The sequence below is a fragment of the Nocardia sp. GCM10030253 genome (assembly GCF_042675075.1).
In the GTDB taxonomy this organism is placed as follows: Bacteria; Actinomycetota; Actinomycetes; order Mycobacteriales; family Mycobacteriaceae; genus Nocardia.
In genome coordinates, this window is the sequence record NZ_JBHTDL010000006.1 from 163,340 (window position 1) to 190,146 (window position 26,807).

Annotated in this window: 29 protein-coding genes; 9 read left to right on the forward strand and 20 right to left on the reverse strand. The window is 67.7% G+C overall.

Going from position 1 to position 26,807, the window contains the following annotated elements; all coding sequences use genetic code 11:
- Positions 1 to 2 precede the first annotated feature (2 nt).
- The 3 genes from ACFQZZ_RS13045 to ACFQZZ_RS13055 all read left to right on the forward strand — a co-directional run bounded on the left by ACFQZZ_RS13045 (position 3) and on the right by ACFQZZ_RS13055 (position 1,790).
- The gene (locus tag ACFQZZ_RS13045) at positions 3 to 464 is read left to right on the forward strand and encodes a peroxiredoxin (protein ID WP_378678859.1); all 462 of its coding nucleotides are present in this window, start codon (positions 3 to 5) and stop codon (positions 462 to 464) included.
- A gap of 90 nt (positions 465 to 554) precedes the next feature.
- Positions 555 to 1,166: a permease gene (locus ACFQZZ_RS13050; protein WP_378678862.1), complete on the forward strand. Its 612-nt coding sequence runs from the start codon at positions 555 to 557 to the stop codon at positions 1,164 to 1,166.
- Positions 1,167 to 1,340: 174 nt separating this feature from the next.
- Complete coding sequence (locus ACFQZZ_RS13055) at positions 1,341 to 1,790, forward strand: MarR family winged helix-turn-helix transcriptional regulator (RefSeq protein ID WP_378678865.1); 450 nt, start codon at positions 1,341 to 1,343, stop codon at positions 1,788 to 1,790.
- A 55-nt stretch (positions 1,791 to 1,845) separates the two neighbouring features.
- Here the strand turns inward: ACFQZZ_RS13055 and hisI are convergent, their stop codons facing one another.
- Both hisI and ACFQZZ_RS13065 read right to left on the reverse strand, forming a co-directional pair.
- Complete coding sequence (gene hisI, locus ACFQZZ_RS13060; protein WP_378678868.1) at positions 1,846 to 2,196, reverse strand: phosphoribosyl-AMP cyclohydrolase; 351 nt, start codon at positions 2,194 to 2,196, stop codon at positions 1,846 to 1,848.
- A 34-nt stretch (positions 2,197 to 2,230) separates the two neighbouring features.
- A complete protein-coding gene (locus tag ACFQZZ_RS13065; RefSeq protein WP_378678871.1) occupies positions 2,231 to 2,659 on the reverse strand; it encodes a MarR family winged helix-turn-helix transcriptional regulator in 429 nt (142 codons plus the stop codon).
- An 81-nt stretch (positions 2,660 to 2,740) separates the two neighbouring features.
- Between ACFQZZ_RS13065 and ACFQZZ_RS13070 the strand changes: the two genes are divergently transcribed.
- Both ACFQZZ_RS13070 and ACFQZZ_RS13075 read left to right on the forward strand, forming a co-directional pair.
- The gene (locus ACFQZZ_RS13070; protein WP_378678874.1) at positions 2,741 to 3,097 is read left to right on the forward strand and encodes a DMT family transporter; all 357 of its coding nucleotides are present in this window, start codon (positions 2,741 to 2,743) and stop codon (positions 3,095 to 3,097) included.
- 52 nt (positions 3,098 to 3,149) lie between these two features.
- Positions 3,150 to 3,467, forward strand: a complete 318-nt coding sequence (locus ACFQZZ_RS13075) for a DMT family transporter (RefSeq protein WP_378678877.1) — start codon at positions 3,150 to 3,152, stop codon at positions 3,465 to 3,467.
- A gap of 76 nt (positions 3,468 to 3,543) precedes the next feature.
- Here ACFQZZ_RS13075 and ACFQZZ_RS13080 read toward each other — a convergent pair whose 3' ends face one another.
- The 4 genes from ACFQZZ_RS13080 to priA all read right to left on the reverse strand — a co-directional run bounded on the left by ACFQZZ_RS13080 (position 3,544) and on the right by priA (position 7,274).
- Entirely contained in the window at positions 3,544 to 4,818 is a 1,275-nt protein-coding gene (locus ACFQZZ_RS13080) for a serine/threonine-protein kinase (RefSeq protein ID WP_378678880.1), read from the reverse strand.
- Positions 4,819 to 4,897: 79 nt separating this feature from the next.
- Entirely contained in the window at positions 4,898 to 5,671 is a 774-nt protein-coding gene (gene hisF, locus ACFQZZ_RS13085) for an imidazole glycerol phosphate synthase subunit HisF (RefSeq protein WP_378678883.1), read from the reverse strand.
- Positions 5,672 to 5,711: 40 nt separating this feature from the next.
- Positions 5,712 to 6,530 carry an inositol monophosphatase family protein gene (locus ACFQZZ_RS13090; protein ID WP_378678886.1) on the reverse strand — a complete coding sequence of 273 codons (819 nt, stop codon included), beginning with the start codon at positions 6,528 to 6,530 and terminating at the stop codon, positions 5,712 to 5,714.
- A gap of 12 nt (positions 6,531 to 6,542) precedes the next feature.
- A complete protein-coding gene (gene priA / locus ACFQZZ_RS13095; RefSeq protein ID WP_378678889.1) occupies positions 6,543 to 7,274 on the reverse strand; it encodes a bifunctional 1-(5-phosphoribosyl)-5-((5-phosphoribosylamino)methylideneamino)imidazole-4-carboxamide isomerase/phosphoribosylanthranilate isomerase PriA in 732 nt (243 codons plus the stop codon).
- A gap of 368 nt (positions 7,275 to 7,642) precedes the next feature.
- Here priA and ACFQZZ_RS13100 point away from each other — a divergent pair, with 368 nt between their 5' ends.
- The gene (locus tag ACFQZZ_RS13100; protein ID WP_378678892.1) at positions 7,643 to 8,923 is read left to right on the forward strand and encodes a DUF2786 domain-containing protein; all 1,281 of its coding nucleotides are present in this window, start codon (positions 7,643 to 7,645) and stop codon (positions 8,921 to 8,923) included.
- A gap of 199 nt (positions 8,924 to 9,122) precedes the next feature.
- Positions 9,123 to 9,659, forward strand: coding sequence for a nuclear transport factor 2 family protein (locus ACFQZZ_RS13105; protein ID WP_378678895.1), 537 nt, complete (start codon positions 9,123 to 9,125; stop codon positions 9,657 to 9,659).
- A gap of 67 nt (positions 9,660 to 9,726) precedes the next feature.
- Here ACFQZZ_RS13105 and hisH read toward each other — a convergent pair whose 3' ends face one another.
- The 8 genes from hisH to ACFQZZ_RS13145 all read right to left on the reverse strand — a co-directional run bounded on the left by hisH (position 9,727) and on the right by ACFQZZ_RS13145 (position 19,286).
- Positions 9,727 to 10,362, reverse strand: a complete 636-nt coding sequence (hisH, locus tag ACFQZZ_RS13110) for an imidazole glycerol phosphate synthase subunit HisH (RefSeq protein WP_378678898.1) — start codon at positions 10,360 to 10,362, stop codon at positions 9,727 to 9,729.
- Positions 10,359 to 10,991, reverse strand: a complete 633-nt coding sequence (hisB, locus tag ACFQZZ_RS13115; protein ID WP_378678901.1) for an imidazoleglycerol-phosphate dehydratase HisB — start codon at positions 10,989 to 10,991, stop codon at positions 10,359 to 10,361. The genes hisH and hisB overlap by 4 nt, the downstream gene beginning before the upstream one ends.
- Before the next feature lie 81 nt (positions 10,992 to 11,072).
- The gene (locus ACFQZZ_RS13120) at positions 11,073 to 12,206 is read right to left on the reverse strand and encodes a histidinol-phosphate transaminase (RefSeq protein WP_378678904.1); all 1,134 of its coding nucleotides are present in this window, start codon (positions 12,204 to 12,206) and stop codon (positions 11,073 to 11,075) included.
- Entirely contained in the window at positions 12,206 to 13,540 is a 1,335-nt protein-coding gene (gene hisD, locus ACFQZZ_RS13125) for a histidinol dehydrogenase (protein WP_378678907.1), read from the reverse strand. The genes ACFQZZ_RS13120 and hisD overlap by 1 nt, the downstream gene beginning before the upstream one ends.
- A 249-nt stretch (positions 13,541 to 13,789) precedes the next feature.
- Entirely contained in the window at positions 13,790 to 15,364 is a 1,575-nt protein-coding gene (locus ACFQZZ_RS13130; RefSeq protein ID WP_378678910.1) for a protein kinase, read from the reverse strand.
- 152 nt (positions 15,365 to 15,516) lie between these two features.
- Positions 15,517 to 17,268, reverse strand: coding sequence for a penicillin-binding transpeptidase domain-containing protein (locus tag ACFQZZ_RS13135; protein ID WP_378678913.1), 1,752 nt, complete (start codon positions 17,266 to 17,268; stop codon positions 15,517 to 15,519).
- A gap of 72 nt (positions 17,269 to 17,340) precedes the next feature.
- On the reverse strand, positions 17,341 to 18,207 hold the full coding sequence (locus ACFQZZ_RS13140; RefSeq protein WP_378678916.1) for an arylamine N-acetyltransferase: 867 nt from the start codon (positions 18,205 to 18,207) through the stop codon (positions 17,341 to 17,343).
- Between the two features lie 77 nt (positions 18,208 to 18,284).
- Complete coding sequence (locus tag ACFQZZ_RS13145; RefSeq protein WP_378678919.1) at positions 18,285 to 19,286, reverse strand: alpha/beta hydrolase family protein; 1,002 nt, start codon at positions 19,284 to 19,286, stop codon at positions 18,285 to 18,287.
- A gap of 139 nt (positions 19,287 to 19,425) precedes the next feature.
- Between ACFQZZ_RS13145 and ACFQZZ_RS13150 the strand changes: the two genes are divergently transcribed.
- Positions 19,426 to 20,604 (forward strand): winged helix DNA-binding domain-containing protein, encoded by a 1,179-nt coding sequence (locus ACFQZZ_RS13150; protein WP_378678922.1) that lies wholly within the window; start codon positions 19,426 to 19,428, stop codon positions 20,602 to 20,604.
- Between the two features lie 39 nt (positions 20,605 to 20,643).
- Here ACFQZZ_RS13150 and nadC read toward each other — a convergent pair whose 3' ends face one another.
- The 3 genes from nadC to nadA all read right to left on the reverse strand — a co-directional run bounded on the left by nadC (position 20,644) and on the right by nadA (position 24,565).
- Positions 20,644 to 21,504 carry a carboxylating nicotinate-nucleotide diphosphorylase gene (gene nadC / locus ACFQZZ_RS13155; protein WP_378678925.1) on the reverse strand — a complete coding sequence of 287 codons (861 nt, stop codon included), beginning with the start codon at positions 21,502 to 21,504 and terminating at the stop codon, positions 20,644 to 20,646.
- A gap of 135 nt (positions 21,505 to 21,639) precedes the next feature.
- Positions 21,640 to 23,496, reverse strand: a complete 1,857-nt coding sequence (locus ACFQZZ_RS13160) for an L-aspartate oxidase (RefSeq protein ID WP_378678928.1) — start codon at positions 23,494 to 23,496, stop codon at positions 21,640 to 21,642.
- 13 nt (positions 23,497 to 23,509) lie between these two features.
- Entirely contained in the window at positions 23,510 to 24,565 is a 1,056-nt protein-coding gene (gene nadA, locus ACFQZZ_RS13165) for a quinolinate synthase NadA (RefSeq protein ID WP_378678931.1), read from the reverse strand.
- Positions 24,566 to 24,642: 77 nt separating this feature from the next.
- Between nadA and ACFQZZ_RS13170 the strand changes: the two genes are divergently transcribed.
- A complete protein-coding gene (locus ACFQZZ_RS13170; protein ID WP_378678934.1) occupies positions 24,643 to 25,401 on the forward strand; it encodes an NUDIX domain-containing protein in 759 nt (252 codons plus the stop codon).
- 106 nt (positions 25,402 to 25,507) lie between these two features.
- Here ACFQZZ_RS13170 and ACFQZZ_RS13175 read toward each other — a convergent pair whose 3' ends face one another.
- The 3 genes from ACFQZZ_RS13175 to ACFQZZ_RS13185 form a co-directional block, all read right to left on the reverse strand.
- Positions 25,508 to 25,684 carry a hypothetical protein gene (locus ACFQZZ_RS13175; protein ID WP_378678937.1) on the reverse strand — a complete coding sequence of 59 codons (177 nt, stop codon included), beginning with the start codon at positions 25,682 to 25,684 and terminating at the stop codon, positions 25,508 to 25,510.
- A gap of 288 nt (positions 25,685 to 25,972) precedes the next feature.
- A complete protein-coding gene (locus ACFQZZ_RS13180) occupies positions 25,973 to 26,407 on the reverse strand; it encodes a hypothetical protein (RefSeq protein ID WP_378678940.1) in 435 nt (144 codons plus the stop codon).
- On the reverse strand, positions 26,404 to 26,775 hold the full coding sequence (locus ACFQZZ_RS13185; protein ID WP_378678943.1) for a hypothetical protein: 372 nt from the start codon (positions 26,773 to 26,775) through the stop codon (positions 26,404 to 26,406). Before ACFQZZ_RS13185 ends, ACFQZZ_RS13180 begins: the two co-directional genes overlap by 4 nt.
- Between the last annotated feature and the right edge of the window lie 32 nt (positions 26,776 to 26,807).

Here is a 26,807-nt window from a genome sequence, read left to right on the forward strand (position 1 = left end):
ATATGCAGATAGGCCAGTTCGCACCGCAATTCGAGCTCCCAGATCAATCCGGCACACCGCGTTCGCTCGACGCCTTGCTCGACGGCGGTCCGGTGGTGCTGTTCTTCTACCCCGCCGCCAACACTCCGATATGCACGGCCGAGGCCTGCCACTTCCGCGACCTGGCCGCCGAGTTCGCCGCGGCGGGCGCCTCGCCCGTCGGCATCAGCACCGACGGCGTCGACACTCAGGCCGGGTTCGCCGCCACACAGAATCTCGGCTATCCCCTGCTTTCGGATGCCGACGGCACGGTTGCCGCACAGTTCGGTGTCAAGCGTGGGCTGCTCGGCAAAGTCTCGCCGGTCAAGCGACACACCTTCGTCATCGATCGCGACCGCACCGTCCGCAAGATCATCACCGGCGAGCTGCGGGCCACTGTGCACGCCGACGAGGCACTGAAGTTCCTGCGCGAAAGCGTGAAGTAAGCCGCTCGCCGTCGATATTCGAGACGACCGTCTCGAAAACGCCGAGTCGATGACCACGTTCCCGCTGGTCACCGGGCCTACGCTGGATTCATGACTTCGAGCGAGGTTCGGCCGGATCGGCAGAAATCCACGCTGGCCACGTGGCGCACACGGATTCTGGGCGGCTTGGCGGTCCTCGCCGTGCTGGTCGTCGCCTACTTCATCCTGGCCGCGTTCATCCCACGGTGGTGGGCACAGCGCATCGCGGAACTGGTGAGCGGCAGCTTCAGCAAGGGCATCGGCTGGGGTCTGGTCTACGGCGGATTGTTCACCGCCATACCCCTTTTCCTGCTGTTGCTGGCAGTACTCGTGTGGCGTCGTCGCGCGGGCAAGGTGATCGCGGGCGCGGCAGGTGTGCTGGCGATACTTGCCGCGATCCCGAACCTCATGACGCTGAGCATCGTGCTCGGCAACAATAGCGCCGCCCACGCCGGGCAGCGGATTCTCGACGTCGACGCGCCCGCCTTCCGTGGCGCGTCCCTGGTCGGCGCGATCGCCGCGGCCATCGTCTTCCTGCTCGTGGTGCTCGTCGTCGTCCGACGCGGGTGGCGGCGCAGGCATCCCGCGCAGCCGGTGACGCAGGCCGCGCCGCCGCCCGCGGGCGCGCCGAAGTCGGCGAAGCTCACATCGGACACGGCAACGCCACGCCACGCCGACATGTGAGTGACCTCACGTCATGCAGCAACTTCATGACGGTCGAGCGAAGTCGTGGCAAACTTATTGTCGCGAGCGACTGTGCACTAACAAAACCACGTCACTCGGCTCGAAAGAAGGCAACCAGTGACGAAGTGGCTCGACCCCGTCGAACAGCGAGCTTGGCGTGCAATCGTGGCGCTGATGACCCGCCTACCAGGCGCTTTGGATACCCAGCTGCAGCGCGAATCCGGGATCACACACTTCGAATACTGGGTACTCACCCTGCTGTCCGAAGAACCGGGCCACCGCCTGCAGATGAGTGACCTAGCCCACAAAGCAAATGCATCGCTATCACGACTTTCGCATGTCGTGTCGAAGATGGAGCGCATGGGCTGGGCCGAGCGCTCAGCGACCACCGGGCGACGCGGCGTGCAGGCCGTTCTCACCGACTACGGCTACTCGAAGGTGGTCGAGGCGGCTCCCGGCTATCAGGATGCCGTGCGCCGATTGGTCTTCGACGGCATCGATCAGAATCAAACGGCACAGCTGGCCGACCTCAGCGAGGTGTTGTCGACCCAGCTGGCCGATGCGTTGAGTAACGGCGATGGGCCGTCGACCGTCCAGGATCGGTCCGACCAGCAGCCGTCGTAGGACCGGCGCCGTCGGCCGGCTCACGAACGCGGCCGTTTATCCCGCCGCGGGTCACTCAGGATTTGTCCGCGCCCAGCAGGACATCGGAGTCGAAGCAGGTGTGCGTGCCGGTGTGGCAGGCGGCGCCCTGCTGGTCGACGACCAGCAGGATGGTGTCGCCGTCGCAGTCGAGGCGGACCTCGTGCACATACTGGGTGTGGCCGGATGTCTCGCCCTTGACCCAGTACTGCTGGCGCGAGCGCGAATAGTAGGTCGCCTTACGGGTTTCCAGCGTCCTTGCCAGCGCTTCGTCGTCCATCCAGGCGACCATCAGCACATCGCCGGTGCCGCGCTCCTGCGCGACCGCGGACACGAGTCCCGCGTCGTTGCGCTTGAGCCGGGCGGAAATGGCGGGGTCGAGAGTCATGCCACCGTTATACAGGGGCGATGCCGGGTGTTCGCTATTCGGCTGTCACGGACAGACCGTGGCGCAGCGCCTCGGCAATACCGTCGGGTGCGTCGTCCAGTGCGGCGGTCAGGGTTTCCCGGTAGGTCCCCCTGGCCGCCCGATAGCGGGCGCGGCCTTCATCGGTGATCACCGTGTAGACACCGCGCCGGTCATCTGGGCACAGGTCGCGGTAGGCGAGGCCCGCGGCATCGAGCCTGCCGACCAGGCGCGTGACCGAGCTCTGGTTGAGGCCGACGCTGTTGGCGAGATCCTGCATGCGCAGCTCGCCGTCGGGTGCCACGACCAGCAGGCCGAGGGCACGGTACTCCGAGAGCCCGAGGCCGTGCCCGCGCTGGATCGCGGTCCCCAATCGGTGCTCGACCTGGGAGTACAACGCGGACAACCGGTTCCACATCTGCTCGTCGCGCTCGGTGTTTGACACAGATTATTTGTACATGCATACTTCCCTTCGTGCAAGATACTTGCATATACATGCAACTAAATGATTCACCGAGGAGCTCTCATGGCCTGGATCTACCTGATGATCGCGGCAGTTTTCGAAGTGGTGTTCGCACTCGCCACCAATGCGACGCACGGCTTCACCGTGCTCGGCCCGTCGCTGCTGACCGCGGCGGCCGCATCCGGCGGCATCTTCTTCCTGAGTCTCGCGCTGCGCACCCTCGATGTCGGGGTCGGCTACACGGTGTGGACCGGCATCGGGTCAGTCGGCACCGTCATCTTCGGCACGCTGATCTTCCACGAATCGCTCAATGTCTGGAAGGTGCTCGCCTTCGTACTGATCATCGGCGGCGTGCTCGGTCTGAAGATCTCCGACAGCCTCGCCAACCGCACGGCAGCGCCCGTCGCGGTCGCCGCCTGAACCTCACCGCCCGAACATTCATCGAACCCTCATCCCGACAGGAGTATTCGTCATGGCTTGGCTCTACCTCGGCATCGCCATCCTCTTCGAGATCGCCTTCGCACTCGGCACCAACGCGACCAAGGGCTTCACCAGACTCTGGCCGTCGGTGTTCACCCTGCTCGCCGCCGCGGGCGGCATCTTCACGCTGAGCTTGGCGCTGCGCACCCTGGATGTCGGTGTGGGATACACGATTTGGACCGGGATCGGGTCCATCGGCACGGTGATCCTCGGCGCGTTGATCTACCACGAGAAGATCACGCTGCCGAAGGTCGCGTCGTTCGCGGCGATCATCGCCGGTGCTCTGCTGCTCCGGGCGGCGGGTGCCTGAGCCGCGGCTTTCGCTCGCGCTCACAATAATTCGCGCAGACCCGTTCGACCGATTCGGTCGGACGGGTCACGCGAGCTCAGGCCAGGAGGATGGCGAACCCGACTATGACAAGTATCAGCACCACGATGCCGACGATGACCAACACCGTGCCCGTCGAGCTGGGGGTAGGCGGGGGCTGGTGGCCGTACGGCGGCGGGTTTGCCGAGAAACCGGTGGGTTGCCTTGTCGGAGCAGAATATCCGGGTGCGGCCTGAGGGTGCTGGCTCGGATAGCGCTGTGGATTCGGAGGGAGCTGCGGGCTCGGGTGGGGCTGGGAGCTGTGGAAAGGCTGCGGGACGGGACGGGACGGCGAGCTCAGGTGCGGCGGTGGGCTCACGTGGGCCTGGGAACCCGGGTAGGGCTGCGGGCTCGGGTAAGGCTGCGGGCTCGGGTAGGGATTCTGCTGCGCGAGTGGATGCATGGGCATCGGCGGTGCGGTTACCGGCCGGGCCTGGCCTGCCACGGGCATGGCGCGTGGGGCCGACATGTGCAGTGCTCGATACACCGCTTCCGCGAATTCAGTGCATGAGCCGAACCGGTCGGCAGGACGCTTACCGAGGGCCCGGATCAGCACCTCATCCAAAGCGGCAGGCAGGTCAGCACGCCGGGCGGTGACCCGGGGCGGTGGGGCTTGCAGGTGGCCCTGAATCACCGCGGGTGGGCTCGGCGCTTGAAATGGTGCCGCGCCGGTCAGCAGCCAGTGCAGCGTGCAGGCCAGCGCATACTGGTCAGCGCGGCCGTCCATCGGTGCGCCGGTCAGCTGTTCGGGTGCGGCGTAAGCCAAAGTGGCGGTGAAGGTTCCGGTCAGCGTCAGATGGCCTGCGTCGTCGCGCAGGCGGGCGATGCCGAAGTCGGTGAGAAATACCCGCTCCTGGCCGCCGGTCGCGCGGGCAAGCAGGATGTTGGCGGGCTTCACGTCGCGGTGCAGGACTCCGCTGCCGTGCGCGAAATCCAATGCCTTCGCGGTTTCGGCGATGACCTGGGCTGCCCGCGTCGGCGGCAACTTGCGCTGATCGATCGTCGAGGCATCGATGCCGTCGACATACTGCATCGAGATCCACAGCTGCTCGTCCTCGACGCCACGATCGAAGACGGCGACGATGTTCGGATGGTCCAGCTGCGCGACCAGATCCGCTTCGCGTTCGAATCTGGCCCTGATCTCGTTGTCGCTGAACAACTCCTGGTTGAGCAGCTTCAAGGCCATCGATCGCGGCAGCCGCGGATGCCTGGCCAGATACACCGACCCCATGCCGCCCTGGCCGAGCAGGCGCTCGATGCGGTAACCGGCGAACAGTTCACCTTCACCCAGCACGCGGTCCCTCCGATCGCAGACACCAATCGAGCAGCACAACCCTAACTCGGGGCATTACCCGCGGCCAGGTCGGCAAAACCTACCTGACGACGATGCCCTCTGCCCGCATGGCGTGCTTGACCTGCGGAATGCTGAGGTCACCGAAGTGGAACACGCTGGCGGCCAGCACCGCATCGGCGCCCGCGTGCACGGCGGGCGCGAAGTGCTCGATCGCACCCGCTCCCCCGCTGGCGATCACCGGCACGGTCACCGCGGCGCGCACCGCGCGGATCATCGGCAAGTCGAAGCCCGCCTTGGTGCCGTCGGCGTCCATCGAGTTGAGCAGGATCTCCCCGACGCCGAGTTCCGCGCCGCGCACGGCCCATTCGACCGCGTCGATGCCGGTGCCGCGCTTGCCGCCGTGCGTGGTGACCTCCCAGCCCGACGGTGTGTCGGGCTGGCCCTCCCGGACGGTGCGGGCATCCACGGACAGCACGATGCACTGGGAACCGAACCGCTCCGACATCTCCCGCAGCACCTCCGGCCTGGCGATGGCGGCGGTGTTGACCGAAACCTTGTCCGCGCCCGCACGCAGCAGCCGGTCGACATCGTCGACCGTGCGCACCCCGCCACCGACGGTGAGCGGGATGAAGATCTGCTCGGCGGTGCGAGTCACCACATCGATCATGGTGCCCCGGTCGCCGGTGGAGGCGGAGACATCGAGGAAGGTCAGCTCATCGGCGCCCTGGAGGTCGTAGGCGGCGGCCAGTTCGACCGGATCGCCCGCGTCACGAAGGTTTTCGAAGTTGATGCCCTTGACCACCCGGCCCGCGTCGACGTCCAGACACGGAATCACACGTACGGCCAACGTCATCGGCTCACCCTTCCTCGGAGACTGCAAGTATTGCTGTGGCTCATGCTTCGTCGGCGACCGTGCAGATCATTTCCAGGAGTTCCTCGTGGACGCCCGGTGCGGCGGCGAGCACCGAACCCGAGGTGATGGTCCACGGCTCGCCCGCCAGATCCGTCACCACGCCACCCGCTGCGCGCACCAGTGCGACGCCCGCGGCGTTGTCCCAGGGATGGTGCCCGAACACGATCGCGCCACCCAGCACGCCGGACGCGGTGAACGCCAGGTCGATGCCGGTGGAGCCGTGCATCCGCACCCGCGAGGACAGCCTGCTCAGCGGCCCGAGCAGGTCGAAACGGAAGCGGCCAGGGATACGCCCGTCGGAATCCACGTTGAACGCGCCGAAGCCGATCATCGCCTCGGCCAGTTTGCTTTGCGGCAACGGCGGCAACGGCTTTCCGTCGAGCAGCAGCGGGCCGCCGGACATCGCGGCATACCGCTGCCCGAGCACCGGCAGCCAGGTCAGCCCGAGCAGTGGTTCGCCGTCGTGCACCAGCGCGAGCAACATGCCCGAAAGCGGGTGCCCGGCGGAGTAATTGAAGGTGCCGTCGATCGGATCGAGCACCCACGCGGTGCCGGAGGTCAGCTGCGGTCCGCCGAATTCCTCGCCGTGCACGTCGATCCCGGTCTGTTGCTCCAGCTGCGCCGAGATAGTGCGCTCCAGCTCCAGATCGAGTTCGGTGGCGAAGTCGTTGCGGCCCTTCGCGACCGCGCTCGGCGCGCCGACACCCTCGACGAAACGCGCACTGGCGGAATCGAGGATATCGGTGGCGAGAGCCAGCAGGGACGATAGTTCGTCGGAGTTCGAGCGGGTGGCAGCCATCGGGTCGTCGGCTCAGCGCACCGCGGCCAGTGCCTCGGGCAGCGTGAAGCGGCCCGCATACAGCGCCTTGCCGACGATCGACCCCTCCACACCCTCCGGAACCAGCTCGGCGATCGCGATCAGGTCCTCGATAGTGGACACACCACCGGAGGCAATGACAGGCGCGTCGGTGGCGGCGCAGACCTCGCGCAGCAGGTCGAGGTTGGGGCCGGTGAGAGTGCCGTCCTTGGTCACATCGGTGACCACGTAGCGGGTGCAGCCATCGCGTTCCAGGCGCTCGAGAACTTCCCACAGGTCGCCGCCGTCGCTGACCCAGCCGCGGCCGCGCAGCCGGTGCTCGCCGTCGATGATGCGCACGTCGAGGCCGACGGCGATGCGCTCGCCGTGCTTGGCGAGGGCGCGGGCACACCACTGCGGATCCTCCAGCGCGGCGGTGCCGAGGTTCACTCGGGCGCAGCCGGTACCGAGCGCGGCCTCGAGCGATTCGTCGTCACGGATGCCGCCGGACAGCTCCACCCGCACATCGAGTTCGCCGACCACTTTGGCGAGCAGTTCCCGGTTGGAGCCGCGACCGAAGGCCGCATCGAGATCGACCAGATGCACCCACTCCGCACCGGCTTCCTGCCACGCCAGTGCCGCATCGCGGGGCGAGCCGTAGCTGGTTTCGCTGCCCGCCTCCCCCTGTACGAGGCGCACGGCCTCACCATTGGCGACATCGACAGCAGGTAGCAGCACAAGACTCACGCCAGCAGCTTAGTTGCTCGCTCCGTGCGCCCCACCTCCGGCCTGCGGATATGCGGTGCTGATCACGGGTGTGAGTGATCTTCGCTACAGCACGTGCTCGGACGGACCGGTCTGCACGCGCCACGTTGCCGATCGGGTGGTCTGCAGTTGCCGAGCTGTCGCTCGGCATCGTGACTGAGCATCACCCCTTTCGGGTGACCGGTCGCGCCACCGGTGTAGAACTGCCTGCACATGTCGCGATCGCCGCGGTCGTCGTCCTCGACCGATACCGGACGGTCCCCGATCGAATACCGGTTGCGGTGTCACCAGCATCATTAGTAGCTGCGCCCGCGGTTGGAGACTGTCGGTCGAGAAGGGAGCCCCGGATCATGGGCAAACAGAATCGCCGACGACGAACCGGGCGGACGGCGCGCACCGATGGCCCGGTACTGGACGCCACGGCACTATCAGACGCAGCGCAGATCGCCGACGCGATCATGGCGACGGCCGTGACGTCGGCACAGGGCGATTCCGTTGCCGCGCGGCGTTTTATCGGTCAGCTCGCCGGTTCCGGCACGCTGACGCAGGAGTTGGCGCACGGCGCGCAGCTGGCGAGTCAGCGCATCATTACTCGGGTCTTTCAGCACGGCTGGCTGCCGATGGATGTTCATCAGATAGCGCGTCGACGCGTCGACGAGTTCGCGGTCGGCTACCTCACCGACGTGATAGCCGCCTATATCCAACCATTCGCACCGGCGTTGGTCGATGAGACCTGGCGGGCACAGATCGACGAGCTCGCGGCCGTCACCTGGTGGTCGGGATCCGATCCGCACCTCGTCCAGTGGGCGAACCGACAACTGCTGACCAATGCCGAAGCGCTGACCACTGTCGTCGAGGCGCTCGCGCTGCTGGTCCAGCTGCCGAAGCTGGAACTGATTCGGCCATTGCCCGGCAGCGCGCGAGTGCAACCGGCCGCACACCACGGCGTCGATGAGAAGGTGCTCGGCCGAGTCCGCGGCCTGCTCGCGAAGGCCGAGTCGACCTCGTTCCCCGAGGAGGCCGAGACCCTGTCGGCCAAGGCCCAGGAGCTGATGACCAAATATGCCCTCGACCGCGTGCTCGTCGATGCCGACACCTCCGTCCCGGATCTGCCCGGCGCCCGCAGAATCTGGCTGGACACTCCGTATGTCGAGGCCAAAGCGCTACTGGTCGAGGTGGTCACCCGAGCCAACCGGTGCCGCGCGATCTTCGTCGCGGCGTGGGAGTTCATGACCGTCGTCGGCGACGACAACGATCTGGACGCCGTAGAGCTGTTGACGACGTCCCTGCTCGTACAGGCCACCAGGGCGATGATCGCCACCGGAAACCAGAGCGCGCGCAGCGACGAGTCGCGGTCCCGTGCGTTCCGCAAGGCGTTCCTCACCGCGTACGCCACCCGGATCGGCGAGCGGCTCGCTGCGGCGAACGAGAGCACGATCGCCGAAGCCGCCGAAGCCGCACGCCTGCTGCCGGTGCTCGCCTCTCATCAGCGCACGGTGGACGAGGCTTTCGACACGCTGTTTCCCGCTGTGCGGGGACGGAGCATCACGATCCGCAGTGCGGAGGGGTGGGAAGCAGGGCTCGAGGCCGCCGACCGGGCCCAGTTCAAAGGCCGGTCAGCGAAGAAATAGGCGGGCAGATCACCGGTGTGGGCGAAGTATCCCCTGCCCCAAAGCATTTCGCTGGCGCACCCGACATGCCTCACCGTCGCCGAACGCGCGCGCGACAAACCTGCGTGCGGCGAGCAGGGCGTAGTGGCCACCCACAATCTGATACTGTTGGCGATACCAATGTTGGACAGACCAACATTCAGCTCGAAAGGTTCGACCGATGAACAAGATCCGCCTCGCCCTCGCCGTCGCAACCCTGCCGCTGGCCGTGCTCGCCACCGCCTGCACGACGACCACCGCCGCCACCGACGACAACCCGACTCGGCGTGAGCTCCGAGAACTGGTGGACCGCAACCAGATCACCGCCTTGGTCGACCAACTCGGCAGCGCACTCGATGCGGGCCGCTTCGACGACTTCCGCGCGATCTACACCGCCGAAGCGACTGCCGAGACCCCCGGCGGCGAGGTGGAAGGACGGGACGCGCTGATCGCGCAAGCCAGCCGAAATCACTCCGACAACCTGCGGATTCAGCACATCATCAGCAATGTGAAGATCGATATGAAGGGCGACACAGCAGACGTCCGTGCCAACGTCATCGCCACCTTCGCTCCAGCCGCGACCGTGGCGAAGACGGCGCCTGAACCGCAGTACACCCTCGGCGGGGTCTACCGCTTCGACGCTGTTCGCACCGGCGAGGGGTGGCGACTGGCGCGGGTGGAGAACACTCCTACCTGGTCCACCGGCACCCGCCCGTAATCGGTTGAATTCAGGGGGCCGTCGCGAGCACTCGGGCGCGATAGCAGCAGAGGACGGGTCAGCCCGACTACAGCGCGTTCACCCAGTTGCGCAGCAGCTGCGCGCCCGCGTCGCCGGATTTCTCCGGGTGGAACTGAGTTGCCGCGAGTGGTCCGTTTTCCACGGCAGCCAGGAACGGGACGCCGTGTTCGGCCCACGTGAGTTTGGGCGAGGCGAAATGTTCGCTCGGTGGGAGGTCCCAGGTTTGGGCGGCGTAGGAGTGGACGAAATAGAAGCGGGTGTCGGCGTCCATGCCCGCGAACAGGGTGCTGTCGTGCGGGGCGGAGACGGTGTTCCAGCCCATGTGCGGCAGCACGGGGGCCGACAGGCGTTCGACGACACCCGGCCATTCGGCGCAGCCCTCGGTTTCGACGCCGAATTCGACGCCGCGCTCGAACAGGATCTGCATGCCGACGCAGATGCCAAGCACCGGACGACCGCCCGCTAGGCGCTGGCCGATGATGCGCTCGCCGCGCACCTTTCGCAGCCCCGCCATGCAAGCGGCGTAGGCGCCGACACCGGGGACGACCAGACCGTCGGCGGCCAGCGCGGCCTCCGGATCCGCGGTGACCTCGACCTGTGCGCCCGCGCGCACCAGGGCGCGCTCGGCAGAATGCAGGTTGCCGGAGCCGTAGTCGAGCAGCACGAGAGATCTCTTGGTCACAGCGTCCCCTTCGTCGACGGCACGCCGTGCACCCGCGGGTCGAGTTCGACCGCGGCACGCAACGCCCGTGCCACGGCCTTGAATTCGGCCTCGGTGATGTGGTGCTGGTCGCGGCCGTAGAGCACGCGCACGTGCAGCGCGATGCGGGCGTTGAGCGCGATCGACTCGAAGACGTGCCGGTTCAGCACGGTGGAATACGGCGCGCCTGCAGCGCCGCGGCTCGACACCGGCGAGCCGGGAATCACCGCATGCAGCAGGTGATCCGGTTCCCCGGTGTGCACGCAGTACGGCCGCCCGGACACATCGACGGCGGCGTGCGCCAGCGTCTCGTCCATCGGGATGAACGCGTCGCCGAAGCGCCGGATACCGGACTTGTCGCCGAGCGCCTGACCCAGCGCCTGACCGAACACGATCGCGGTGTCCTCGACCGTATGGTGTGCCTCGATCTCGATGTCGCCCTCGGCACGCACGGTCAGATCGAAGCTGGCGTGTGTACCGAGCGCGGTCAGCATGTGGTCGTAGAACGGGACCCCGGTGGAGATCTCGGTCTTGCCAGTCCCGTCCAGATCCAGCTCGACGACAATGCTGGATTCCTTGGTGACCCGCTCTACCCGCGCTGTCCTACTCATGCTCACTTCCATTCGCGCGACCGAACGTCACGTTCGGTTCCTTGTCGTTGCCCGAAGGTGCTGTTCGGCTCCGGGGCTTGTTCATCGGGGGGTCAGGTCGGTGTTGACCAATGTGGCGCTGACGCGCAGCAGTTCGTCGTTCTCCGCGGCCAGGCCGATGGTGGTGCGCAGGTAGCCGGGGATCCCGACGTCGCGGATCAGCACACCCTGCTCCAGGTAGCGCTGCCAGGTCTCGGCGGCGTCGGTGAACCGGCCGAACAGCAGGAAGTTGGCGTCGCTGGGGATCACTTCGAAACCCATGTCGCGCAATGCCGCCGCGACGCGGTCGCGCTGAGCTGCCAATTCGGCGACGCTGGCGAGGGTTTCGCCGGCGTGCCGCAGTGCCGCGCGCGCAGCCACCTGGGTCACCACCGAGAGGTGGTAGGGCAGCCGCACCAGCAGCATCGCGTCGATCACCGCGGGCGCGGCGACCAGATAGCCGAGCCTGCCGCCCGCGAACGCGAAGGCCTTGCTCATCGTCCTGGTCACCACGAGCTTGGTGGGATACCGGTCGATCAGCCCGATCGCGCTGGGCGCCGAGGAGAACTCGCCGTACGCCTCGTCGACCACCACGATGCCGGGAGCAGCGTCGAGGATCCGCGCCAGGTCATCCTGCGGAATGCTGTGGCCGGTGGGGTTGTTCGGGCTCGTCACGAACACCACGTCGGGCGAGCGTTCGGCGATCGCGGTCAGCGCGTAGCCGATGTCGAGGGCGAAGTCCGCGTTGCGCTTGGCCTCGATCCATTCGGTGTCGATGCCCTCGGAGATGATCGGGTGCATCGAGTACGACGGGACGAAACCCAGTGCGCTGCGGCCTGGTCCGCCGAAGGCCTGCAGCAGTTGCTGCAGGATCTCGTTGGAGCCGTTGGCCGCCCAGACATTGGCGGTGTCCACCGCGACACCGGTCTGGCTGCTGAGGTACGCCGCCAGATCCGACCGCAGTGCCACCGCGTCCCGGTCCGGGTAACGGTGCAGATCGGCGGCGGCGGCGCGAATGGATTCGGCGACGTCGTCGATCAGCGCCCGGCTCGGCGGGTGTGGGTTCTCATTGGTGTTCAGCTGCACCGGCACTGTCAATTGCGGTGCGCCGTAAGGCTTCTTGCCGCGGAGGTTCGCGCGCAGCGGCAGGTCGTCCAGGCTCACCCGCGAACCTGGCACGGTGATTTCCGGCGTCATCACAGCGCCTCGAATCGCGCCTGCACGGCCTGACCGTGAGCCGGCAGATCCTCGGCATTGGCCAGCGCGACCACATGACCGGCCACGTCCTTCAACGCCGCCTCGGTGTATTCCACGACGTGGATGCCGCGCAGGAAGGTCTGCACACTCAAACCCGAGGAGTGCCTGGCGCATCCGGCGGTCGGCAGCACATGGTTGGAGCCCGCGCAGTAGTCGCCGAGACTGACCGGTGCGTACGCGCCGACGAAGATCGCTCCGGCACTGCGCACTCGGGCCGCGACGGCGGGCGCATCGACGGTCTGGATCTCGAGGTGTTCGGCCGCATAGGCATTCACCACGCGCAGGCCCTGCTCGATATTGTCGACGAGCACCGTGCCGGACTGTTTGCCCCGCAACGCTTCCGCGACGCGGTGCGCGTGCTTGACCACCGTCATCTGCGTGCTGAGCGCGGCATCGACGGCATCGGCCAGCTCGGCGCTGTCGGTGACGAGCACGCTGGCCGCGAGCACGTCGTGCTCGGCCTGGCTGATCAGATCGGCGGCCACGTGCATCGGATCGGCGGTGGCGTCGGCGAGAATCGCGATCTCGGTGGGCCCCGCCTCGGCGTCGATCCCGACCAGACCGCGGCACAACCGCTTGGCCGCGGTGACATAGATATTGCCGGGGCCGGTGATCAGATCGACCGGCTCCAACTGGGCCCCGTCGGTATCGAGTCCGCCGTAGGACAACAGCGCGACGGCCTGCGCGCCGCCGACCGCCCATACTTCCTCGACACCGAGCAGCTTCGCGGCCGCGAGGATCGTCGGGTGCGGCAGCCCATCGAACTGCGCCTGCGGCGGCGAGGCGACGACGAGGGATTCCACCCCGGCCGCCTGCGCGGGCACCACGTTCATCACGACGCTGGAGGGATAGACGGCATTGCCGCCGGGGACGTACAGGCCGACGCGCTCGACCGGCACCCACCGCTCGGTCACCGTGCCGCCGGGCACGACCTCGGTGGTGGTGTCGGTGCGGCGCTGGTCCGCGTGCACCTTGCGGGTGCGTTCGATGGCGACCTCGAGCGCGGCCCGCACGGCCCGATCGAGGTGTTGGAGCGCGGCATCGAGCTCGGCGGCGGGCACCCGGACACTTGCCGGGATCACACCGTCGAACTTCTCGCTGAATTCCAGCGCCGCCCCGACACCGCGGTCGCGGATCGCCTCGACCATCGGCCGCACCTGATGCAATACCGAGTCGACGTCGACCCCTCCGCGCGGCAGCGCGGTGCGCAGCTCGGCAGCGGAGGGAGTGCGACCGCGCAGATCAACGCGGGCGAGCTCGATGCGGCTTGTCATCTCGGTGTGCAGTCCTGTCTGTGCTGGTCATGCTTGGAGTTCGACTACCAGCCTATCGGGCGGCCGCCACCGGTTAACCGCCGCATAGAGACAGATCACGCCACAGTGCGCGCCCCGATCACGTTATCCAGCGATCGCCGAGGTCGCCGGGCTCGACCCGGAGCATCTCGTCCAGTACGACCACGTCGCGGTTGCTCGCGGACGTGAGCGCACCGCGCATTCCAGGCTGCGGCGAGCGTAGGCAGCCGGTTAGCTTGCGGCCTTGGTGTCGCTGTCGATGAGTAGCTTGCCGCCGCCGGTGCTGATCACCCGCAGGGTCAGCGCCTTGGACTGGCCGTTGACGGTGAGGTCACCCATGCGCATGTCGACCGACCCGTCGGCGTTGTTGGCGCGCTTATAGGCGTCGATATTGCTGAAGGAATCGATGGTGCGCGTGCTCCAGTACTGACGGAAGGTCTGCTCGGTGCCGTACACCTTCTGTGCCGCGGGCGTGAGCAGTGACCAGGAATCAGCGGGGTTGTTGTAGAAATCCACCACCAGCTGTCCGGCCGCGCCCCAATCGACCGTGCTCGCGCTGGCCGTCTGACCGAGTGCGCCCGGGGTCACCGAGGAGCTCGTGCCACCCGGCGATGTGCTCGTCGACGGCGGGCTGGCCTGTCCGGAGGGAGTGCCGCCGCCGCCCTGGGTCAGTGCGCCGATCAGCAACGCGACCACGGCGACCAGCGCACCGACCGATGCGCCGATCAGCACGGCCTTACGCTTGCCGCCCGACTTGCGCGGCACCGGTCTCGGCTGCGTAGTCGTCCGCGGATGCGCCGCGGTGCGCGGATGCGCGGCGGTGTTGGGCTGCCTGGCGTTTCGGGGCGGCGGTGCCGGACGCGACTGCCGTTCGGTGGGCGGGTACTGCGTCGACGCGTTGACCGATGGTCGCAGCGTACGGGTTGCCGATTCGGGCTCACCGAGCTGCCGCCTACCGAAAGCCTCACTGGCAGGGACGAACCCGGCGGGCACCGGTGTGGAACCGGAGTCCGCGAGCGCGGCGAGGTGATCGTGCGCGGCCCGCATGGTCGGCCGGTCCTCGGGTTCCGGGCTCAGCAGCTGGAGCAGGAAGTCGGTTGCGGGTCCCGCGTGCCGCGGCTCGCTCACCTGGCCGTTGGCTGCCGCGTACAGCACCGCGAGCGGGTTGGCGCTCGCACCGTAGGGCGGCTCACCCTCCAGCGCATGGAAAAGGGTTGCGCCCAAGGCGAATACATCGGAGGCCGGAGTCGGATCGGCGCCGCGAGCGCATTCCGGCGCGAGATAGGCGGCGGTGCCGCAGATCAGGCCGGTCTCGGTGAGCGTGACGTCACCGGTCGCCCGCGAGATGCCGAAGTCGGTGATCTTCACGGTGCCGTGGTCGTCGAGCAGGATATTGCCCGGCTTGACGTCGCGGTGCACGATGCCCGCCTGGTGCGCGGCGATGAGCGCCGAGGCGACCTGCTCGCCCATCCGCGAGACCTGCGGCAGCGCCAGCATGCCCTGCGAGGAGATCACCGCGGCCAGACTGCGGGATTTCAGGTACTCCATCACCAGACACGGGTCACCCTCGTGCTCGGTGATGTCGAACACCACGATGGCGTTGGGATGCTGAAATCGCGCCGCATTGCGCGCCTCGCGAATGGCTCGCTGACGCATGACGTCGCGGTCCGCCGCGGGCAGACTGGGCTGGATATGGATCTGCTTGACCGCCACCGAGCGCTGCAGCCGTTCGTCCATGGCACGCCAGACGACACCCGTGCCGCCGCTACCAATCCGCTCGACCAGGCGGTAATGTTCCGCGATCAATTGACCGGTATCGATGGCGCCTACTCCGAACCTTCTCGAAATCGTGACATACCGCGTATTGACCACTCACGCGTTTCGGGACGAGTGTAGCGGGCCCTAAACCAGGGCACGCGGCAGCGGGGACATATCCGCCGCCCACACCGCGGCTACGGCTATCGCCGCGTCCGCAGCATACGTCCCGCAGCCTCCACCGCGGGGCCCGAGCTGCCCGCGTCACTGATGAACACGGCGAACGCGAGGTCACCGTCGATGCCGACGAACCAGCCGTGCGCGTGCTTGTCATCGATGTACTCCGCGGTACCCGTCTTGCCGAGCAGGCCGGGGATGTCGCGCAGCGCCGTCGCCGTGCCGCCGGTGATGGTCTCGCGCATCATGGATTTCACCTGGTCATCGATGGTCGGCGGCAGCGGCTCTTGGGTTTTGTCCGCGACGCCGGGCTGTCCTGTCACCAGCGCGGGCGCAGGCACCGAACCACGGGCCAGCGACGCCGCGACCAGCGCCATGCCGAACGGCGAGGCCGTCACCTGGCCCTGACCGATGCTGGATTCGACCCGCTGCGCGGGAGTTTCGGCGGGCGGCACCTTGCCGGTGACCGTGGTCAGACCGGGTGTGACGTAGTCGATACCGAGGCCGAGCTGTGCGGCTGCTTTCGTCAACGCGTCCGCCGGCAATTTCACAGCTAAGCCGCCCATGGTGGTGTTGCACGAGCGGGCGAAGGCGGTGTGGAGCGGGACCTGACCGAGATCGAAATTGTCGTCGTTGGGAATCCGGCGGCCCTCGATATTCGCGACACCGGGGCAGGGCAGCACGGTGTCCGGTGTGACCGAACCGGCTTGCAGCGCGGCGGAGACCGTGACGGTTTTGAAGGTCGAACCGGGCGGGTACAGACCGGTGAGCGCGATCGGGCCCTGCGCGTCGGCGGCGGCGTTCTGGGCGACCGCGAGCACATTGCCGGTGGAGGGTTGCAGCGCGACGATCGTGGCAGGCTGGGCGATCGGCGTCAGCGCGTCCTCCGCGGCGTGCTGGAGGTCGATATCGATGGTGGTCGCGATGTCGGCGGTCGGCAGCGGGTCCCGACCGGCGAAACGCTTGCTGCCGTCGGGAATCAGGACCCGCACCGCCCAGCCCGTCGCGGCGTCGGCCGATTTCTGCCAGAAGTCGGCCAGACCGGACAGCGTCGGGGACGCGAGCGACTTGTCGTTGACCAGCAGCCGGGTCTGCGGGGCGAGGGTGACGCCGGTGGTCGCCTCGAGCGCGGCCTGGATCGGCGCGATGTCGGCGGCGCGCAGGGTGATCGCGGTGATCGACTTGCCTTGGGCCGCGGCGAGATCCGACTGTAGCGATGGCGCGGTGAGTCCGGGGGCGAGCGGGCCGACCAGGGCGGCGATCGCGGCGGTGTCGGCGCCGGGGCTGACGTTCACCAGCGTCACCACCTGCTGGGTCATCAGTTCACCACCCGATGCGTCGAGAATGCGGGCGGGCTCGGGATACACCGGGTCGTAGGTCAGCGGACCGATGTCGAGGCCTGGAGCCACGGTGGTCGGGTCCCATTCGACCTTCCAGCCGTTGCCGGTGTCGTTCGCGGTGCCGGTGGTGGTGTAGCTCCACTCATTCTTGCCGTCCGGTCCGAACTTCCAGGTGGCGGCGAGGGTGAAGGAGTTCTTGTCCACCGAGCGGACATCGAACGTCACCTCTTTACCGAGGCCGTCGTAAAGCCCTTTCAGCGAGTCCGCCGCCTTGGTCGGATCGTCGGTCAAGGCCGCGGCCGCCGCGATGTCGTCGCGGTTGAGCGCATCGGCGAATTGTCCTGCGACGGTGTCGGGCTGGTCCGGGCCGGAGCTGCAACCGGTCAGCGCCGAGGCGAGCGCGGCGAACAGGATGAGGACCTTCCGGCGAGTGCGCACCCAGCCGACTGTATCGGGCGACGGCGGCACACCGAGGTAGCCGCGTGTCGCCGCCGCGCGATCGGCGTCCGCTCACTTCGCCAGCCAGGCACCCTTGGCCAGCGTCACCGCATCCGCGTCGGTGAGGTCGATGTCGAAGACCTCCGACAGTATCTTCGGCAGCTCGGCGAGTTCCAGCTCGCGGTCTCGGCTGGATCCGTCGGGGCGTTCGACGGTCCAGGTGGTGCCGTCCAGGATGTGGTGCACGTCAGGGAGGAATCGCTGCGCGAACGGACGCGTGACGAACGGCGAATGCGGCGAGGTCGACACGAAGTGATTGCCCACCGCGAAGTCGATCCGGTACTGCGGCTGCGGCGGGAAGGTGTAGCGGTCGATCCAGCCTTCCCGGCCGAATTGATGCAGCACCCACACATCGGTGTCCAGCTCGCCGCTGGTGCGCTCCAGCCGGAATCGCCACTCGCCGAGCGCGAACTCACCGTGACTCTCCCCGAGCTCGTAGGGCTCCAGCGGGCCGGAACCGAACCCGACGTCGCAGAGCCACACCCGATCGTCGTCGCTGGTCGTCACGCGCAGCAACGCGTGGGTGGCGGGCCGCAGGCCGCCGGCCGCGCCGAAGCTCACGCGGCCGCTGAGGCCGGTGACACCGAACCCCAGCCGCTCGAGCGCGGCCGCGAACAGCCCCACGTTCTCGTAGCAGTAGCCGCCACGGCGCTGTCGAATCATCTTGTTCTGCAACGACTCCAGATCCAGCGGAATGGAACGGCCGAGGATGATCTCCAGGTTCTCGAAGGGGATCGTCGTGGTGTGCGCGTAGACCAGTGCCCGCAATGTCGCCAAGGACGGACTGCGATCACCGTCGAACCCGATGCGGGCCAGGTAGGCGTCCAGATCCAGCTCTTCGCCGTTCCAGTGGTAGGCAGGATCGTTGGGCTTGCTCATCACACCTCTTTCTGTGTCCGTCTCATCGAGGCAACCACACGGATACCGGAACTGTTCCGCCGCATCGACGCCGTGCTTCAGGCGGCGCACTTCGCGTTCGGCGGCGCTGCGGGGGCGGTGACGAACCCGTGCGCGACATCCACGACGTAGTCGCGGTCGGGGCCGTCGACGGGCTCGGCGCCGGTGAGCAGGCGCTCGACCACGCAACCGCCCTCGAAGAACGCCGGGCCGACGCTGTGGTCGCCGGGCACAATCGCGCCGTTGAGGTCGCGGCCGGTGACGATGGTGTACATCGAGGTGGGCTTGCCCGCGGCGAGCAGGCCGGCCCGCATCTCCACGCTGGTCGCATACGGCACCACATCGTCGGAGGTACCGTGCACCAGGAACGCCCGCTTCATGTCCATACGGCCCGCCAGTAGCGCGGGCGAGCGTTCGAGGTAGGCCTGCGGGCAGATGGTCGGCGGGCAGCCGCCCGCGTCGTGTTCGATCTGCGCGGGTAGCTTCGGATCGACCAAGGCCGACGCCAGCCACATCGTGAAATCGTCTGCCGGACCGTAATTGTCGACCCAGTAGTCGAACAGCCCGCGTGGACCGTGCGCCACCGCGAGGCCGCTCATGATCCCGCCCTGGCTCCAGCCCCACAGCACGGTGCGAGCGATCGACGGGTGCTCATTCTTGTACCACTGGGTGGCGGCCACGATGTCACGCCAGCCTGCCCACAGGTTCCATTCGCCGGTCTTCCAAGCGCTGGTCGCGCTGCGCAGATCCATCGACACGATCGGGGTCGCGGTCCGCTGGGCGATCGAGGTCAGGTATCCCGCGTAGTCCGCGGCCGAGCCGTCGTGCCCGTGCACGGCGGTGACCAGATCCCGTGGCGCGAGATCGCCTGGCGCGCACCGATACGGCTCGTAGACCAGCCCGGTCGCGTCCTCACCGTCCACGGTCAGCGTCACCGGCCGCACCGCAACCCGCACCTGACATTCCGGCTCCGCCGAAACCGTCGGCGCGACAAGGCTGGTCGCCGCGAGCACACACAGCACCGCACAACACACCGCCGACAGCCCGTATCCGCGCGTCATCCTCGAATGATGCCACGGCGCTATCCGAGTCCGGCGGCGCGGACCGATTCCATACGCAACCTCGATCAGCCGTCCGACACCGGCCTGACCGCGCACTTCGCGGCATCGCGAACTGCAGGGACTCGGTTAAGATTCGCCTATGCGTTCGATTGATGCGGCCCAGCGGCGAGCTCGACTCGCGGTACGACACCGACTGGCCACTGCCGCCCGCACCGACGAGGTAACCGATATCGCCCGGTCTCTCGTCGTGCTGCACGCGACCGATCCGGCCACGGTGTTCCTGTCGCTCGGCGCGCGCAGCCGCACCGCAACTCCGGCGCATGTCGAGCAGGCGCTGTACGAGGACCGCACGCTGCTGCGGCTGCTCGCGATGCGGCGCACCATGTTCGTCGCGCCGGTGGAACTGCTGCCGGTGCTGCAGGCGTCGTGCGCTGACGCACTTGCCGAGAAGCAGCGGCGAACCTACAGCAGGTTCATCGAGGTAGCCGGGGTGATCGACGGCAACGCCCGTGAATGGCTCGCCGATGTCGAGGACGAGACCCACAAGGCGCTGCTGACGCGGGGCGCGGCGACCGGCGCCCAGCTGAGCAAGGACGTGCCACGGCTGCGTACGCAGGTGAATACGGCTCCCGATAAGTCATATTCGAAACCGACCAGCATCACCACCTGGGTGCTGGTGATCCTCGGTGTCGAAGGCCGCATTGTGCGCGGTCGTCCGAACGGCAGCTGGGCCAGCAGCCAATACACCTGGGCGCCAGTGGAATCGTGGCTGCCGGACGGTGTCGCGACGATGCCCGCCGACCTCGCCCGCGCCGAATTGGTCCGAAAATGGTTGTCCGCCTTCGGCCCCGCTCCGGTTTCGGACATCAAATGGTGGACCGGCTGGTCCCTCGGCGACGTCCGCAAGGCCCTCGCCCTCCTCGATACCATCGAGGTCGATCTGGACGGCGCCACCGGCATCCTGCTCGCCGACGACCTCGAGCCCGTCCCCACCCCCGAACCGTGGGTCTCGCTGCTGCCCGCCCTCGACCCAACCCCCATGGGCTGGCAATCCCGCGATTGGTACCTCGGCCCGCACGCACCGAGCCTGTTCGACCGCAACGGCAATATCGGCCCCACCATCTGGTGGAACGGCCGCATCGTCGGAGGTTGGGCCCAGCGCAAGGACGGCGAAATCGCCTACCGCCTACTGGAAGACGTCGGCTCCGACGCCGAAGCCATGATCGAGGCCGAAGCAACCCGCACCAACAGCTGGTTCGGCGACGTCCGCGCCGTCCCCCGCTTCCGCACTCCGCTCGAGCGTGAACTCACGGCGTGAAGGAGACCCACTGCCGGTGCGGCGTACCGACTCGCCTCACTACATGTCCAACCCGAGGTCGAGCACACGCACCGAGTGGGTGAGTGCGCCGACCGCCAGGTAGTCGACGCCGGTGCGGGCGTAGTCGGCAGCATCGTCGAGGCTCAGGCCGCCGGAGGATTCGAGCTTGGTCTGCGGGGCCTTGGTATCGCGGCGCTGGACCGCGGCCTGGGTCTGCCAGAGCGGGAAGTTGTCCAGCAGTACGAGTTCCACATTTTCGGCGAGGACCGCATCGAGCTGTTCGAGGCTGTCCACCTCGACCTCGCAGGCGATGTCGGGCGCCAGGTCGCGGACCGCGCGCAGCGCATCGACCACCGAACCGGCGGCGACCACGTGGTTGTCCTTGATCAGCGCCGCGTCCCCGAGACCCATCCGGTGGTTCACTCCCCCGCCGACTCGGACCGCGTACTTCTGCAGGGCGCGTAGGCCCGGCAGCGTCTTTCGGCTGTCACGGATTCGGCAGTCGGTGCCCGCGACCTCGTCCACCCACGCGGCGGTGGCCGTCGCGATGCCAGACAGATGGCAGACCAGGTTGAGCATGGTGCGTTCGGCGGTGAGCAGACCCCGTGTCGGCGCGACCAGCCCGAGCACCGATTGTCCTGGCTCGACGCGTGTTCCGTCGGCAACCCGGTCGGTGATTTCGTAGTTCCCGGCCCCGATCACCTCGTCGAGGACGAGCAACCCGGCATCGAGCCCGGCGACCGTCCCCGGCTGCCTGGACACTACCGACGCCTTCACCACCGCATCCACCGGAACGGTTGCCGCGGTGGTGATGTCGGGCCCGTACCGCAAGTCCTCGTGCAGCGCGGTACGGATGAGCGCGAGCACCTCGTCGCGCTCGAGTCCACTATCGAGCCCCATCAATGCACTCCTACTCTGCCTGCCCGCACAACCCGCGGGCGGTGTTCAAGGCGCCGAGCCGTGGTGAGTGGCACACCAGGGCGGGCGCTTCCGGCGCGTCGCCACAGCCATGTGCCACTCGTCGTCCAGGCGGGGTCATGATGCGCTCGGGAGGGAGTCTCGGGGCCAGGGGTCGGCGACGGCGAATCCGTCTGGGGCTTGGACTGGTTGGCCTTCCGAGCCGAGACGGAATGCGACGCTGTGGCGTTGGCGTTCGGTCGACTCCGGGTGGTCGGAGCGGGTGTGGCAGCCGCGGCTTTCGGTGCGAGCCGCTGCGGCAAGCAGTAGCACTCGGGCCGTCAACGTCAGTGCTGCGTCTTCGAACTCTGCGATACGTTGCGCCGCAAAGCTGTTCGAGGTGCGGTGCTGCGCGCTCGGCAGTGCCGCGACACCGCTCGGCAGCGACGCATCGACGTGCGCTGCCGGATGCCTATCCGCCGCCGCATCGTTGTGTACTGCCGGACCGCTGTGCACTGCTGCCTTGTTGTGCGCCGCCGCATTCCTGTGCACCGGTGAATCATTGACCGCCGAGCCGTTCGGTCTTGCGATACCGTCGCGCGTTACCGAATTGCCGGATCCATGGCGCGACCGAGTGGCGCGGTGCAGGACCGCATCTTCCAACCTGCGTGTGGCATCGGACAGACCGGCGGAATCCCGGACGACGGAGCCGTGGGCGGTCATCAACTGCTGCACCAGCGTTCGGTCGACGCGAAGTACCGCACGGAGGGGGATTTCCGTGATGGGCGCCTCCTCGCCGAGCCGTTCCGCGGCGGCCACCCCGGCCCGTTCGCCGACGACGAGGCCCTCCAGCAGGCTGTTGGAGGCCAGGCGGTTGGCGCCGTGCAGGCCGGTGCGCGCCACCTCGCCCGCCGCGTACAAGCCGGGAACGGCGGTGCGGCCGTGCGTATCGGTGACCACCCCGCCGCATTGGTAGTGCGCGGCCGGAGCGACCGGGATGAGGTCGGTGCGCGGATCGATGCCCGCGGCCAGGCACGAGGCGGTGATCGTCGGAAACCGTTGCGGGAAGCCGTCGACGGACCTGGCGTCGAGATACACGTGGTCGGCGCCCAGTGCCCGCATCCGTTCGGCGATCGCCCGCGACACCACATCGCGTGGTGCCAGATCACCGCGCGGGTGCACACCCGAGGTCACCGAATTGCCTTCGGAATCCACCAGTGTCGCGCCCTCGCCACGGACGGCCTCGCTGATCAGCGGCCTGCGACCGGTCCCGCCCGGCGTGTACAGCACCGTCGGATGGAACTGCACGAATTCGATATCGGCAACGGTCGCTCCGGCCCAGAGGGCCAGTGCGATGCCATCCGCGGTCGCCCCCTGCGGGTTGGTGCTGAGCGCGTACAGCTGACCGAGACCGCCGGTGGCCAGCAGCACCGCCGGTGCGTGCACGACCCCGAATCCGCGCTCGGACACCGCGATCACACCCTGCACACCACCCGGACCGGTGACGATCTCCAAGGCCGCGGTGCCGAACAAGACCGGCAGACCGGCCGCGTTCAGTGCGCGCTGCACCTCGGCGCCGGTAGCGTCGCCGCCCGCGTGGATGATCCGCCGAGTGCTGTGTCCGCCCTCGCGAGTACGCGAGATCTGGCCGTCCCGACCGAGGTCGAACACCGCACCCAGATCCGTCAACGCGGCGACCGCGTCCTGGCCGCCTTCGACGATCGACCGCACCGCGTCCACGTCACAGAGACCGGCACCGGCCTCGACCGTGTCGTGCACGTGCGATTCCACCGAATCCCCGTGCGGCGCAACGACGGCGATCCCGCCTTGGGCGTACTGGGTGGAGGTGTCGGTCGCGCCGCCCTTGCTGAGGATGAGCACTCGCAGGCCACGCAGCGACGCGGTGCGCGCCGCGGTCAGACCGGCGACACCGCCGCCGATCACGATCAGGTCGGCGTCGGCCTCCCAGTCGATCCGCGGCGGCGCAATGGTCATGCGCTCCTGCCGATCATTCCCCACCGCCCGAGTTGCCGATCTCGATCATGCGCTGCACCGAGTTACGCGCCAGCGCAGCGGTTTCCAGATCGACATGCACCTCGTCGCGGTTTTCCACCAGCGCCCGCAGCAGCGCGGCAGGGGTGATCATCTTCATGTACGTGCACGACGCCCGGTCGTTGACGGCCTGGAAGTCGATGCCGGGGGCGGCCTTGCGCAGCTGGTGCAGCATGCCGACCTCGGTGGCGACCAGCACCTGGCTCGACTTGGCGGCCTTGGCCGCGTCGATCATGCCGCCGGTGGACAGGATGTGCACCCGGTCGGCCGGGAACGAGCCCTCGCCCGCGAGGTACAACGCCGAAGTGGCGCAACCGCATTCGGGGTGCACGAACAGCTCGGCATTCGGGTGGGTGCGGGCCTGCTCCTGCAGTTCCTCGCCGTTGATGCCCGCGTGCACGTGGCATTCGCCCGCCCAGATCTGCATGTTCTCGCGGCCGGTGACCCGCTTGACGTGTGCGCCCAAGAACTGGTCCGGCAAGAACAGCACCTCGCGGTCCGGATCGATGGAGGCGACCACGTCGACGGCGTTCGAGGACGTGCAGCAGATGTCGGTGAGCGCCTTCACCGCGGCCGTGGTGTTCACGTAGGACACCACGACGGCGTTCGGGAATTCGGCCTTCCAGGCGCGCAATTCGTCCGCGGTGATGGAGTCGGCGAGCGAGCAGCCTGCCCGCTGGTCCGGGATCAGCACGGTCTTCTCAGGGCTGAGGATCTTGGCCGTCTCCGCCATGAAGTGCACGCCACAGAACACAATGGTGTCCTCGGGCGCCTCGGCCGCGATCCGGGACAGCGCCAGCGAGTCACCGACGTGATCGGCCACGTCCTGGATCTCCGGCAGCTGGTAGTTGTGCGCGAGAATCGTGGCGTTGCGCTCACGCGCCAATCGCTTGATCTCCTGCGCCCACTCTGGCGTCCCCTCGACGCCGGTGAATCCCGCGGGCCCGTCGATGACCTGCTCCATCAGCGTGGTGCCAGGCGCGGTTGCGAGCTTCGCTCCCATCGTCGCCATGATGGCTCCTTCCTCCATGCGCTCGGCAATACCGCCGAATTCGCACCAAACCAGGTTTTCGACTTATAATCGAAAACGTGCCCCATAGTAACACCATCCACGAATCGCTCACCGCGGTGTTCCAGGTTCGGCGCTTCCCCTCCGATATCACCGCAGGTCCCGGCCCCGCAGAGCGCTCAGGCGAGGTCATCCGACGCTGCCCACCCGACCAGCGAACCGAACTCGCCGTGCTGCTGTGGCAGCGTGCACTCGACCCGCAGAAGGGGACCTGGTCGCTACCGGGCGGTCGGCTGCGTGACGACGAAGACCTCGACGACTCGGCCAGGCGCCAGCTCGCCGAAAAGGTCGACGTGCGCGAGCTGACGCACCTGGAGCAGCTCTCGGTCTTCAGCGACCCCGACCGCGTCCCCGTCCCGCGCCGCATCGCCTCGGCCTACCTCGGACTCGTCCCACTCACCGCGGACCCACAACTGCCGTCCGACACCGCATGGCACCCGGTCTCCACGCTGCCCGACATGTCCTTCGACCACGGCACGGTCGTCGACCACGCCCGCACCCGCCTGGCCGCGAAACTCTCCTACACCAATATCGCCTTCGCCCTGGCCCCCGACCGCTTCACCATGTCCACATTGCGCGAAATCTACTGCGCCGCACTGGGCTACGACGTCGACACCACCAACCTGCAGCGAGTCCTCACCCGCCGCAGGGTCATCACCCCCACCGGCGCCACCGCCGCCCCCGGCCGCGCGGGTGGCCGCCCCGCCGCTGTCTACCGCTTCACCGACTCCGGCCTCCGCGTCACCGACGAATTCGCGGCATTGCGGCCCCCCACGTAATCGGCGCGGGTGGACTGGGCAGTCCCCTCCACCGCCCAGCCCACATCGCCGCTCGCGGCGGTCCGCCATCCCGCAGACCCGCATGCCGGACCATCGCCCGCTGCCGCTAGCTCAAGCCGCACACCGGCCAAAGACAGGGAAAGACAACGTGTTCCGCGTCGAACTGCTCCGCGACGACGGTGCCGTGAACCGCGGCCTCCCAGAGCTCCGCCTCGGCAATCGGCGCACCGACGGACACACCCGCCAGCAGCACGGCCCCGACCGCAATGGATTTCCACATCATTACTCCCCCTCGGGTTCGAACGGATCTTCTTGCTACCGAAGCAATCCGGATCAACGATCCGGCTCCTGACGTTCGATCACTCGAACGACTTCGACGCTAGAAGAACCGCATCGCCGAAGGCGCGGCCATGCCGTGCTCGAGCGGCAAAGTTAGCTGGTCACAGCGATTTACGAAGAACTCCGGACCGGATATCGGACAGCGGCCCGCCAGGGTGGAGTTGTCCGGACCGGACAAGAATCGACGGGCGATGCGGCCACGTCGATCCCTTCGAAGCCGATCGTCATGCAATCAGCGTGACGAACCGCTGCACCGACATTGCCTCTCGTCGCCGCGGTCGTGTGGTCCGAGCGCGTGCAGGACCTCATCTGGATCGAGGCCGGGAAACACCGTGTCGAGGGCCTCGGCCATAGACCGATCCGGCGCTCGACCGATCTGGTTCAACAGCAGATGACCGACCTCGTGCCGGACGATATGGCTGACATCCGCATCGGAAGCCATTGCGTCATAGGCGACGACGATCTCGGCGGCCCGTTCCAACACCAACCCACACGGAGCGCCCTCCGCGACCAGACCCGGCGCGGGCAACAGCCGAATCCGCTTGCCTGTCACGCCTTCGGCCCGCTCGATGAACGCCGCGAGGGTCCACGGCTGCGGCACGGCCAGCATTTCCGCCATCCGCCACAGCTGCTCGATAATCGGATCCCTCTGCTGACCGGGACTCACAACGCATCCAGCGCACGCACCAAGCCGGACAGGTCGGCATCCGCACGCAGTGTGCCGCCACCGCGCAGAGCCAGCCGTGTCACACCGGCCTCGCGGATACTCCGCAGTAGTTCCAGCTGCCTGTGCAACGCAACGACTTCCGGACCGGAACCGGTCAGATAGCTCGCGGGAACCCCGAAATAGCCTGCCAGCGCCGCCAGCACCACGGGATCACCATCGGAAATCCCGCGCCGCAACGCCTTCAACACCCCAGCCGAAACCGGAAACCCCGTCCGCCGAGTCAGCTCCCGGGCCACCTCGTCCCCCGACCGTTCCGGCTCCGTCCGCGAGTGAAACGCCACGAACAGCTGCTCGACCCGCTCGGCCACACTTGGACACCAGTAATCACGCATCTGCACCC